The sequence below is a fragment of the Thermodesulfovibrio hydrogeniphilus genome (assembly GCF_054657355.1).
Map to the genome: position 1 here is coordinate 1,256,241 of NZ_BAAHYW010000001.1, position 11,597 is coordinate 1,267,837.

Annotated in this window: 15 protein-coding genes and 1 tRNA gene; 8 read left to right on the plus strand and 8 right to left on the minus strand. The window is 35.3% G+C overall.

Translation table 11 applies throughout. The annotated features are described in order from the left end of the window. Window position 1: 1 nt before the first annotated feature. The 4 genes from pstA (at window position 2) to phoU (ending at window position 3,110) form a co-directional block, all read left to right on the plus strand. Window positions 2-919, plus strand: a complete 918-nt coding sequence (gene pstA / locus ACYQ3P_RS06300; RefSeq protein WP_460177092.1) for a phosphate ABC transporter permease PstA — start codon at window positions 2-4, stop codon at window positions 917-919. Further along, window positions 913-1,764, plus strand: a complete 852-nt coding sequence (gene pstB / locus ACYQ3P_RS06305) for a phosphate ABC transporter ATP-binding protein PstB (protein ID WP_460177093.1) — start codon at window positions 913-915, stop codon at window positions 1,762-1,764. Before pstA ends, pstB begins: the two co-directional genes overlap by 7 nt. 2 nt (window positions 1,765-1,766) lie before the next feature. Beyond that, window positions 1,767-2,078, plus strand: a complete 312-nt coding sequence (locus ACYQ3P_RS06310; RefSeq protein ID WP_460177094.1) for a HEAT repeat domain-containing protein — start codon at window positions 1,767-1,769, stop codon at window positions 2,076-2,078. Window positions 2,079-2,405: 327 nt separating this feature from the next. After that, a complete protein-coding gene (phoU, locus tag ACYQ3P_RS06315; RefSeq protein WP_460177095.1) occupies window positions 2,406-3,110 on the plus strand; it encodes a phosphate signaling complex protein PhoU in 705 nt (234 codons plus the stop codon). On the opposite strand, the gene ACYQ3P_RS06320 is transcribed toward phoU, so the two are convergent. The 4 genes from ACYQ3P_RS06320 to ACYQ3P_RS06335 all read right to left on the minus strand — a co-directional run bounded on the left by ACYQ3P_RS06320 (window position 3,096) and on the right by ACYQ3P_RS06335 (window position 6,286). Further along, complete coding sequence (locus tag ACYQ3P_RS06320) at window positions 3,096-3,305, minus strand: hypothetical protein (RefSeq protein ID WP_460177096.1); 210 nt, start codon at window positions 3,303-3,305, stop codon at window positions 3,096-3,098. The two genes, phoU and ACYQ3P_RS06320, sit on opposite strands and share 15 nt — an antisense overlap. Window positions 3,306-3,663: 358 nt before the next feature. Continuing rightward, complete coding sequence (locus tag ACYQ3P_RS06325) at window positions 3,664-3,921, minus strand: hypothetical protein (RefSeq protein WP_460177097.1); 258 nt, start codon at window positions 3,919-3,921, stop codon at window positions 3,664-3,666. 278 nt (window positions 3,922-4,199) lie between these two features. Next, on the minus strand, window positions 4,200-5,435 hold the full coding sequence (locus ACYQ3P_RS06330) for a sensor domain-containing diguanylate cyclase (protein WP_460177098.1): 1,236 nt from the start codon (window positions 5,433-5,435) through the stop codon (window positions 4,200-4,202). Beyond that, a complete protein-coding gene (locus ACYQ3P_RS06335) occupies window positions 5,432-6,286 on the minus strand; it encodes an HDOD domain-containing protein (protein WP_460177099.1) in 855 nt (284 codons plus the stop codon). Before ACYQ3P_RS06335 ends, ACYQ3P_RS06330 begins: the two co-directional genes overlap by 4 nt. A 24-nt stretch (window positions 6,287-6,310) precedes the next feature. Between ACYQ3P_RS06335 and ACYQ3P_RS06340 the strand changes: the two genes are divergently transcribed. Next, on the plus strand, window positions 6,311-6,577 hold the full coding sequence (locus ACYQ3P_RS06340) for a SemiSWEET transporter (RefSeq protein ID WP_460177100.1): 267 nt from the start codon (window positions 6,311-6,313) through the stop codon (window positions 6,575-6,577). Here ACYQ3P_RS06340 and aroF read toward each other — a convergent pair. The 4 genes from aroF to ACYQ3P_RS06360 form a co-directional block, all read right to left on the minus strand. After that, window positions 6,568-7,587: a 3-deoxy-7-phosphoheptulonate synthase gene (gene aroF / locus ACYQ3P_RS06345; protein ID WP_460177101.1), complete on the minus strand. Its 1,020-nt coding sequence runs from the start codon at window positions 7,585-7,587 to the stop codon at window positions 6,568-6,570. The two genes, ACYQ3P_RS06340 and aroF, sit on opposite strands and share 10 nt — an antisense overlap. A 322-nt stretch (window positions 7,588-7,909) precedes the next feature. After that, window positions 7,910-7,983 (minus strand) — tRNA-Pro (locus ACYQ3P_RS06350). 8 nt (window positions 7,984-7,991) lie between these two features. Then, on the minus strand, window positions 7,992-8,660 hold the full coding sequence (pgeF, locus tag ACYQ3P_RS06355) for a peptidoglycan editing factor PgeF (protein WP_460177102.1): 669 nt from the start codon (window positions 8,658-8,660) through the stop codon (window positions 7,992-7,994). Window positions 8,661-8,812: 152 nt separating this feature from the next. Then, a complete protein-coding gene (locus ACYQ3P_RS06360; protein ID WP_460177103.1) occupies window positions 8,813-9,919 on the minus strand; it encodes an IS4 family transposase in 1,107 nt (368 codons plus the stop codon). Window positions 9,920-10,452: 533 nt separating this feature from the next. Here ACYQ3P_RS06360 and ACYQ3P_RS06365 point away from each other — a divergent pair. The 3 genes from ACYQ3P_RS06365 to ACYQ3P_RS06375 are packed head-to-tail and all read left to right on the plus strand — an operon-like array spanning window position 10,453 to window position 11,467. Further along, window positions 10,453-11,049: an IS110 family transposase gene (locus ACYQ3P_RS06365; RefSeq protein WP_460177104.1), complete on the plus strand. Its 597-nt coding sequence runs from the start codon at window positions 10,453-10,455 to the stop codon at window positions 11,047-11,049. Window positions 11,050-11,074: 25 nt separating this feature from the next. After that, window positions 11,075-11,320: a transposase gene (locus ACYQ3P_RS06370; protein WP_460176823.1), complete on the plus strand. Its 246-nt coding sequence runs from the start codon at window positions 11,075-11,077 to the stop codon at window positions 11,318-11,320. Between the two features lie 3 nt (window positions 11,321-11,323). Beyond that, a complete protein-coding gene (locus ACYQ3P_RS06375; protein ID WP_460176822.1) occupies window positions 11,324-11,467 on the plus strand; it encodes a hypothetical protein in 144 nt (47 codons plus the stop codon). The last annotated feature ends 130 nt before the right edge of the window (window positions 11,468-11,597 follow it).

Consider the following 11,597-nt stretch of genomic DNA (forward strand, 5'->3'; position numbering starts at 1 on the left):
AATGAAAAGACTTAGTTCAAGGACTGATATTATTTTTCCTATTATTGGTTTTTTAGGCTTATTTCTCGTAATCTCCTTTATGATTACACTGGTTTTAGACATATTCTTAGATGGTTTATCTAAACTTAAAGATCCTTCTTTTTACGCTTCATATCCTTCAAGATTTCCCGATAAATCGGGAATTCTTGCTGCTTGGGTTGGAACTTTGCTTGTAATGGGAGGAGCAATATTCTGGTCTCTTTTGATAGGAATTCCGGCAGGGATTTATCTTGAAGAATATGCCTCCAGAAAAGGAATAATTGGTAAAATTGAGACTATAATTGAACTTAACATAAATAATCTTGCTGCTGTTCCAGCTATAATCTATGGTCTTTTAGCATTAGGAATTTTTGTCTATCGTTTTAATTTTGGTGAGAGTATTCTCACAGCAGGACTGACTTTGAGTCTTTTGATGCTCCCTGTAATTGTTGTTAATACAAGAGAGGCAATAAGGCGAATCCCAAGAGACATAAGAGAAGGTGCTTATGCAGTCGGAGCAACAAAATGGGATACTATTAGGGACCACATTCTTCCATATTCACTTGGAGGGATTTTAACAGGTCTTATAATTGCCGCATCAAGGGCAATAGGAGAGACAGCACCTTTAATTACAATAGGAGCTTTGACTTTCATTGCATTTCTGCCACCTTCTCCATTTACTTCTAATTTTCCTTTTATATCCGGTGAAAAGCTATGGGAGGTTCTCTTGTCTCCTTTCACGGTGCTACCCATTCAAATATTTAACTGGGTATCACGACCACAGGCAGACTTTCAAATAAATGCAGCTGCTGCAGGGTTTGTTCTTCTTGTGTTAACTGTTTTGATGAATGCTATAGCATATTACTTTAGACAGAAAGTGAGGAGAAAATACATATGGTAATAGAAACACTAAAATGGTTATTTTTTGGTACACAGGAAAATATAAATAGCAAAGTGCAATCCAAAACACTTCAAAATCCTGAGGGCGAGATTAAATTAGAGGTTAAAGATTTTAATTTTTACTATGGTGAATTTAAGGCTTTGAAAAATATAAACTTCAAAATTCCCACAAAAAAAATAACAGCATTAATTGGTCCGAGTGGATGTGGTAAGACAACTCTACTAAGATGTTTTAACAGAATGCATGATCTTTACCCCGGTTCAAAGTACGATGGCTCTATAATCCTGCATCCAGATGGAATAAACATTGTTGACAAAAATATTGATGTTCTTGAATTAAGAAGAAGAGTTGGAATGGTTTTTCAAAGACCCAATCCGTTTCCAAAATCAATCTTTGAAAATGTAGCATATGGTTTAAGAGTAAATGGAATCAAAGATAAAAATATAATAAAGCAAAGAGTGGAGTGGGCTTTAAAAGGAGCTGCCCTTTGGGATGAGGTAAAGGATAGGCTTGATGACAATGCCTACTCCTTATCAGGAGGTCAGCAGCAGAGACTTTGTATTGCAAGGGCAATAGCAATAGAGCCAGATATAGTTCTTTTTGATGAACCAACAAGCGCTCTTGACCCTATTTCAACATCAAAAATTGAGGAACTTCTCATCCAACTTAAAGAAAAACTAACTATCATAATTGTCACTCATAACATGCAACAAGCAGCAAGAATAGCTGATTACACAGGTTTTATGTACATGGGAGAACTTATTGAATATGATAATACAAAAAAGATATTCACCGTTCCATCTAACAAACTTACAGAGGACTACATTACTGGAAGATTCGGATAAAAATGCTACATTTCTTCTGCCCCTATTGTTGGTGCGAACTAAAGGAAAATGAAAAAATATGTTCTAAATGCGGTCGCGATATCAGCAATTACTCTTTACTTCCCTATGATGAAAAACTCCTTTTAGTACTAAATCATCCTGTAAAGGAAATAAGAAAAACTGTAGTCCATCTTTTGGGTTTAAAAAGGCTTCCTCAAGCAGTTTATAAGTTGGAAAAGATGTTAGATGAGGAAGAAGACCCCATGATTTTGATAGAAATAATTAATACTTTAAAAAAATATAGGGACGATGGAGGCAGAGAATGTTTTAAATAGTTTAAAGAAAAAATTTAAAAGATATTCGTTGATATTGAAATATTTATAACCTAACTTGAGCGATTTTTTATAGAAAACCTTTGTTTGTCTATCTTTGCAAGCAAACTAAGAAACATGGGACAATTTGCTATCTCGTCATTGCGAGGCATCATCAAACCTCGTGATTGCGAGCATAGCAAAGCAATTTAAAAAGACGGGATTGCTTTGGGACTTCGTGCCTTGCAATGAGGATTGAGAGTCGTTCAATTTGGGTATAAAAAATTTTTATGATAGGTTCTGTTAAATTAGAAATTGGTATAATACCAAAAGAAGACTTAGGAGGCTAATATGGCAATTTTAGATGATGAGTTAAGGAAATTAAAAGAAAAGATTCTTATACTTGGTTGCCTTGTTGAGGAAGACATAAGAAAGACTGTAAAGGCTCTAATAGAAAGGGATAATGACCTTGCCAAACATGTTATCTCAAGGGATAATCTTATTAATGGACTTGAAGTTGAAATAAATGAGGAATGTATAAGAATTATTGCACTTAGACAGCCTATGGCAAAGGATTTAAGATTTCTTACAACTGCTATGAAAATAAGCACAGACCTTGAGAGAATGGGGGATTATGCAGTAAATATCGCACAAAGAGCCATTGAGCTTAATCAAGAGCCATTTCTTAAGCCCTTTGTTAATATTCCAAAGATGGCTGAGATTACAGAAAGCATGGTTGAGGATGCCATAAATGCTTTTGTTAAGGAAGATGTTGATTTATGCTATGATGTTATCAAAAGGGACGATGAAGTAGATAAGCTTTTGGAGAGAAACCATAATGAACTTTTTGAATTAATGTTAAAAAATCCCGATATAATTCCACTTGCTCTTAAAAGAATGTTTATTGCAAAGTATCTTGAAAGAATATCAGACCATGCAACAAATATTGCAGAGATGGTTATTTATATGGTTGAAGGCAAGATGCTAAGAGGAACTTTTGTAACAGAGGAAATCCATAAACTTTGTTTAGAAGATTTTATGTCAAGGCAAAAATAAACTGATTTCGTATGTTCCTACACTAACTTTTTCAGCAAGTCCTTCCTTCCAGAGAAGCTCTGTTATTTTTAGTTTTTCTTCCTTTGGAAGTAGAATAACGAGCTTGTTGCCATCAGATATTAGCTGTTTCCATTTTTCTAATCTGTCAGGATTTATTTCCTTTTCAGTGATTATATCAATGTATCCAATGGTCATGCCATAGCTTAAAATTTTTAAATCTTTTTAATTATCTCTTAAGCTTGAATTCTAACTTACCCAACTTTTCCCTTAATTTTATACACTACAGTTCAATAATTTTATACACTACAGTTCAATGATTTTAAGGTCCTTATCAGTTCGTTTGTTAATGTTACGATTTTTGTCCAGGTGAAGTATTTCGTTCTATCTTTAAGTTCCACTTTATAGGCGATTTGAAGCTTCTCTAAGGTATCCACAGCAGAATTTGCTACCTTCAATTTGTTTTGTATGTATGAAAGAATTGCATAGGCAAGATAACAGATCTTTATGTGTGCCTTTACACGATCAAGTCTTTATTTCCTTATCGGGTTAAGGTTTATACTGCCTTAAATGCCTTCTCTACTATATCCCTCTCATAATACTTCTTTACCGCTTTCCCTGCAGATATCCCACAATTCTGGTATATCAACGAATACCCCATATATCTCGCCTCCTCCCTCTGGTAACTCTCAGGAGATTCCATCTCTGTCATCAAATCTTCCAGTATCTTCACCCCATTTATGTTGCCTTCGTAAATCTTGTGTAGTATCGGATAGCCTTCCCCCGCCGTCACTGCTAATGCTATCTGTATCAACTTGCTATACTGATTGTCTTTTCCTATCCTCAGCTTCCAGTCCGCCCTGCTACCTGAAAAATATGTGTCCGTTATATCTAATACAAATGCCCTATTTTCAATGTTATCCCCAATAAGCCTCTTTATTATCTATTTTTTAATTTTGACTTAAAAAAACAAAAATTTTTCTATTTCCACATTTATAAAATAGCCAAGCATTAATTTTTTCCGCATGCCTATAATTGTGTGTATTTTTTTCTAATCCGAGTTAAGTGATTTTTATAGAAAAATCACTTAATTTAGGTTTCCAATAAGGCGATGCTGTCTTTTGTTTTTTTAGCTTTGAGGAGCATTTTATCAACATCATTAAAGAATTCTCTATAATTCTTGTAATATTTGAAAGAACAACCTTTCCCTATACAGCCAACTCCACCAGAGACGCTAACAGGAGCTTTTTTATAGGAAGATTTAATTTGCTCCCTAATTTTTTCTGCAAATTTTAAAGCACCCTCTGCAGATACAAATACAATAGATGCAAATTCATCTCCGCCTATTCTGGCTACTATATCCTCTTTTCTTTTGTTGGTTTTTAAAATTTTTGCAAATAGTTTTAATATTCTATCTCCTTCGCTGTGTCCAAAAGTATCATTTATTTTCTTAAGAGCATCAAGATCAAAGATAATAAGACAAAAACTGTTTCCATATCTTAAAAATTTTGAAAACTCCTCATCCAATCTTTTGAAAAAGAGCCTTCTGTTATAAAGACCTGTAAGAACATCAGTGATTGACTCCTTGTAAAATTTTTTGCTAATTTTCAATAATTCTTTACTCTTTCTGATAATTTCCTTCTCAAGCTTTCTGCGATAATGAAGATTTTCTTTATATAATTTGAAAAGAGTGAGAATTGCAGAGAAAAGCTCTGTCATTGATACGAAATAAAAAATAGTTAATTCATCAAAGGCATTCTCTTTAGAATGTGAATAATTTATTACTCCGATAATTTCTTTCTGAATTTTTACTGGGACTGACAACAGTGTTTTAATTGGCAATGTTGAAAGAGTTTTGTCAAATCTCTCATCCATTGAAGCATATGGAGTGTAAACATAATATTTGTTTTTATAAGCATAACCACAAAAGGATTTGTCTATGTTGAATTTTTTCGTGTGGAATTCATCTAACTTGATTTTACCTGAAGCTGCTTTTAAAATTAGATAATTCCATCTGGGATGTTTTTCCATAAATGAAATGTTTTCTATGGGTAGAATTTTTATAAACTCATCAAAACAATAGGTTATAAATTCGTAAATATTTTTTTGAGAATTAATTTTATCTATGATTCTGCAAATGGTTGATATGACCCTAAGGGAAATTTCACAACTCCAGGCAAAATCTTCACTTAAATTAAAAACTGCTGTTTCAATGGCCAATCTATTGTTAACTTGTTTCAGAATCAGTTCCTTTAAAGTTTCTTCATCATAGTTTTCATAGTTGCTTATATTAATGAGTTTTGCTATTTCAGTTAAAAATTCTCTCATATTTCTTCCATCTCAGAGATAATGCTTTTTACATGAGATATTAAATCATTCAATTCAGGAAGGCAGAGGATTTTATATGTTTCTTCTTTGTAAAATGGATTTTCATAGAAGCCTTCAAATAGTTTATATCCTAAATTTTCAGCAATGTATGATGAGAGATGCACAATGGCATTAATTTCAGCATATTTATCAACTTTATTTGATAATTCATGGTGATGAGCAATAACATAGCACACTGATTCTGGGAATTTCCAAAATTCAGCAAGCCATTTCCCTATTTCTGTATGATCAGTTCCTAATATTTTTTTTTCAGTTACTAAAAGAGAATCTCCTGAAGATAAAGCCCTTTCTATTTCTTTAAAATAGTCATAAAAAGCAAAATTTAGGGCAAAAAATCCTATATCATGAAGCATGCCTGCAACAAAGGCTTCGTCGTAGTCATGTTTAAGAAAATCTTGTGATATGATTTTACAAATTGTTGCAGTTACAACAGAATGCTTAAAAATTCTTTCGTAGCTTTTTTCTTTTTCTCCATGTCCCTTAAAGATACTAAATACAGCTACACTTAATGCAATATTTTTTAGAGTTTTAAAGCCAATTTTGAATAGAGCATCTTTGATGCTTGTTATTGGGGTTGAGAAACCAAAATAAGCAATGTTTGAGATACTTAAAACTTTAGACATAATAGGCGGGTCATTTTCAATGCTGCTTACAAGTTCATCAAGATGTATATTTTCTTTCGTTGTTAATTCTATAATTTTTTCAGCATTAGAGGAGAGGGTAGGAAGTTTTTTAAGTCTTTGAATTTCAATTCTTATGTTGTGGTATATTTCTTCGCTAATTGTTTCCATTTAAAAAATGATACAATATAAAGTATGGAAATTTCAATGAATTTAAATAATCTCATAGGAATAATCGCTGGTATTATAACAACTTCTGCACTCATTCCGCAGGCAATAAAAATTTATAGGACTAAATCCGCACGGGATGTCTCTTTAGCCATGTTCATATTCCTTGCCGTTGGTATTGCACTATGGCTTTTTTACGGGCTTCTTATTAAAGAGCTTCCTGTTATAATGGCAAATTTTTTCTCCCTTATCATTATTTCCTTGATTATAGTGATGAAAATCCGCTACGGATAGTTTGTTCTCGCTACATTGCTAAAAAGCCTCACTTTTTCCATCATTTTCTCAAAGGCATTGAAGTTTAAGGACTGGGGACCATCTGAAAAAGCCTTGTCCGGTTGAGGATGAACTTCAATCATTAAGCCATCTGCGCCTGCAGCAATTGCAGCACATGCCATTGGAGAGACATACTTTGCATAACCTGTTGCATGGGAGGGGTCAACGATAACTGGAAGATGAGTTTCTTCCATAAGCACAGCTATTGCACACAGATCAAGAGTATTTCTTGTTGCATTCTCAAAGGTTCTTATTCCTCGTTCACATAAAATCACATTCATGTTTCCTTCACTTAAAATATACTCTGCGCTCATAAGCCATTCTTTGATTGTCATAGACATGCCTCGTTTAAGAATTACAGGCTTGTTGGTCTGACCCACTCTTTTTAGAAGTTCAAAATTTTGTGCATTTCGAGTTCCAATCTGTAGAATGTCAACATATTCACAGACAAGATCAAGATGTTCTGGGTTTACTATTTCTGTGACAACTGGCATGTCTGCCATTTCTCCTGCCTTTTTAAGAAGTCTCAATCCCTCTTCTCCTAATCCCTGGAAGGTGTAAGGAGATGTTCTTGGTTTGTAGGCACCTCCCCTTAAAATATCTGCTCCTGCTTTTTTAACTGCTAAGGCGGTATTGATAATTTGTTCTTCATTTTCAACAGCACAAGGACCTGCAATAATGACAATATCATTTCCTCCAATTGAGACATCTCCTACATTAATAACTGTCTTTTCCTTTTTGACCTCCTTTGATGCCAATTTGTAGGGTTTTAGAATTGGGATAACTGCTTCTACTCCGTCGAGAATTTCAAGGCTTTGAAGAACAAACTTTCCTCTTTCATCGCCAACCGCACCAATAACATTTCTTGTAGCACCATAGATTACATGAGGTTTGTAACCTAACTCCTCAATCTTAGATAAAACCTCCTTCAGCTGTTGTTCTGTTGCGTCTGGCTTCATTACAATTACCATTTTTAAACCTCCTATATGTGTTTTATGAACTAAATTGTTCGCCTCTTACATGTCATTGCGAGCGAAGCGAAGCAATCTCCGAGATAACCACGCCTCAATTTTGGTGAAGCTCGCAATTACGTACTAAAAAGGTTTATAAAAACGCTCAGCTTAGATATAAATAAAAAAGGCAGACAAACCGGGGACTTATCTGCCCCTGGCTTGTCTGCCTTAATTTATTTTTTAAACAGACTAACCTGCCAGAGGCAGATTAGTTAAAGTAAAATCCAAACCAGAAATAATAGGCATTAAATAGCATTTGTCCTTCTCCTTTTTATTTTTATCGGGGTGAGAGGATTTGAACCTCCGACACCACGGTCCCGAACCGTGCGCGCTACCAAGCTGCGCTACACCCCGTTTTTTTATTATAACATTCCTATTAAACCATATTGCCTGCCAGCTTTTTTGCCATGAAATCTGTATGAGGCATATTCATCAGATTTGCAATATGTGCAATCATCAGATGCCCATATATTTTCATATCTAATTCCAGCTGATAAAGCTTGGATAATGTTTGCTTTAGATATATCAATGTGATATTTGCCATTCCTTCGGAGAATAAAATCTTCTGATGACGTTTCCTTATAAACAGCCTCCAAAACTTCTTCTCCTACTTCATAACAGCAACCTTTAATACAAGGACCAAGAGCAATTAAGATATTTTCAATATCACATCCCATTGCTTTTTCCATAACAAATATAGTTTTTTTGAGAATTCCCTTCGCTGTACCTCGCCAGCCTGCATGAACTGCACCAATGACTTGATTAACTGGGTCATACAAAAGCACAGGTAAACAATCTGCAACTTTCACTCCTATGAAAATATTTCTCAGGTTTGTGATTAAAGCGTCAGCCACAATAGTTTCTTCCTCTCTATTTTTTAAAACCCAGATATTGTCAGTGTGTTTTTGAGTTGGAAGGTAAAGGGGAGAGATAGATTTAATATTGAAACTCTTTTTTGTGAAAAAAGCTTTGAGATTCAGATTGTTAAAAATTTCTGGTTCAATAATGCTCATCATTTTATTATAATGCACATAGCTGATAAAATTTTAATCTTAATTGCGCTCATTGCTGTCCAAAATAATCTAAACTCATAAAAAACATCCGCATAAAATAAGACTTTTGGACAAGAAAATTTGCTTTTTCAAAATCAGGTTACCCCCCTTTCTTTTTATTTGCTGTCCAATTAAACAAGTCTAAATTTTAACTGTTCTATTTGAGGCTCAATTTGCGGTGTCTCTGTCGGTTTATTTATCCATTCCCATAAATTCCTATATGTAAATAGGTTTAGTCTCAACAATGCAACTAGATTACTTAATGACCATCCAAATGTTGATAACTCCTTCAGATACTTCAGTATCAGTATCGCTATTAATGCCGTCCATATCTGTATCTTAAGTGCATTCGCTGATGTCCCTACAAAGGTTTTTACTCTTAGATTTTGTTTCAATGTCTTAAAAAATCTGCCCTGCCATCTGTCTTTGTATATCTCTGATATGGTCGTTGCACCAAAGTTCAGTTGGTTCGTGAGTAGCACAACTGTATCTTTTGTTTCCTTATCCATGACCTCTATCCTCCGTAGCTCATATGGACAGTCTTGCTCTGCATAAAAACCCTTAAGCTTGATTATCTCATCCCGAATTATGTTTCTGTTCTTTGGCACTGGTAGGCTCTTTATCACTTTATAAGAGGCGTTGTCCTTTAACCTTGTTACAAAATATACCCCCTCCTCTGTCCATCTACCAAATAAAGCATAGTCAACACACCCTCTGTCTATTACTACTATGGCACCAGAACAAAAATGAAGTCTCCTTAATATGTTTACTTCGTGCACTTTACCTTCTGTTATATGCGCATATTCAGGTAAATATCCTGAGTGGTCAAGTAGTAAATGCAACTTTACCGCACCTTTAGTCTTTCTGAATTTTGCCCAGTCAAATACTGTTGCACACAACTCTATTACAGATGCATCAAAGCTCATTAGCTTGTTCTTAAATCTGAATTTCCTCTTGCCAGTAAATTTAGACTGACATCTCTGAAGAAGCATATAAAATACTGCTTGAAAGAGTTCCCACGGTCTGTGTTCATTTGCATAGGCAAGGGTAGAGCTCTTTGGAGTTTCTTTTATACCAAGATGCCTTAACTTGCCAACGCAACTGGCAAGTCCATTACATATCTCTCTTAGAGAATGCGCCTGCCCAAGTTGACAAAATAACATAGCTACAAATTGCCCCCAACTCGTAAACCCTTTTGCTCTACGCTCAGCTTCTGTCTGCTTTGACTGACTTCTCAAATTCTAATCTTGGAAAAAGGGATAGAATTTGACTGAAAATACTGCTATACTTATTCATATACACCTCCGATCTGGGTCTTTAATTTTTAAGCTAAATGTTTATCTATTTTACCCAGATCGGAGCTTTTTAAAAAATTTATTTTGGACAAGAGTGAATTGCGCTGATTCTCAAGTGTCATTGTAAATAGTCACTACGCCTTCGGATCACGACAGACTTCTCTAAGCAATCTCAGAGATTGCCACGCCTTTGGCTCCAGATAGGCTTTCTTACTTTCGGTCATTGCGAGGTATTCTCTCTCTGTCATCGTATGATAAATATATGGACACTAAACAGGGATAAGTTAAAATAAAAGGAAGAAAGAAGGTGGGCAAGGAGGATTTGTCATAGGTCTTAAAGACCGTTCGCAATGTTGTCCACCACCTTCTCCCTTCCCTTAAGCCTGAACGGAACATTAGGCTCAGACAGCCTGAATGAGTTCCCACGATGATAGGATAAGGGAAGAAAAACAAAAAAATCAAATGGAGGAAGAGAAATGACAAAAGAGAAGTTCATAGTTGGAGTAGATGTGGCAAAGGATACCATAGCAGTAACAATCAGGGAAAGAGGTAAAGGTAAAAGAGCTTCTTTCAATCTAAAGAATCATGCAGAGCAGTTGCATAAGGCTTTGAAAAAGGAGCTACCTGACTGCTGTAAAGAGGATATACTGGTTGTTATGGAACATACAGGGGTTTATCATTTAAAATTAGCCCATGCCTTATATGAGCAAGGGTATAAGGTAGCAATTTTGAATCCGCTGCAGACAAAGAAACTTGCGGATGCAAAGTTTAATAGAGCGAAGACAGACAAAATAGACTCTGCAGTGATAGCTGAGAGTGTGGAGATTTGCGAAGAGATAAGATTATTTAAGCCAATGGATGAACCCCAGCGGAAGATTAAGATACTATTAACTTGCCTTGCGAAGATTCAGAAACATCTTAATTGTTTAAAGAATCAAAGAGAAGCATTAAGATATGAACCGATAATGGTAGATACAGTAATAGAAAATTTTAACGAGCTCATAAAAAATGCAGAGGAAACAATACAGAAGATGGAGAAGGAATTGGAAGAATTGGCGGTAGGCCAGTTATGAGAAACAGATAAAGTTAGCGGAGAGTGTGCCTGGAGTTGGCAAGAGGACAGCATGCATAGCAGTATCAATGCTTGGATGTTTTGAAAATTTTGACAGAGTAAAGGCAGTAGGCAGTTATATAGGGATAAGCCCGAGAGTATATGAATCGGGCAAGAGTGTAAAGAAAAAGGGGAGGATACAGAAGAAGGGGAGTGCATATATAAGGAAGATATTGTATATGGCAGCGATGTCAGCGATGAGATATAATAAGGCATGCAAAGCATTGTATTAGAGGATGATACAAAGGGGCAAGAGCAAGATGCAGGCATTGATAGCAGTAGCCCATAAACTAATAAGGCAGGTATATGGAGTTTTAAAAAGTGGGATACCATACAATGAAGAAATTGCAATGAATGGAAAAAAATACTTGACAAATTAACACGGAACATTGCGAGCGAAGCAATCTCGTCTTTCAATCCCCCGTCACAAAAAGAGAGGTCACTTCGGCTTGCTTCGTAAGCCTCGTGATGACAAAGAGGAGTCATTGCGAGGAGCGAAGCGACGAAGCA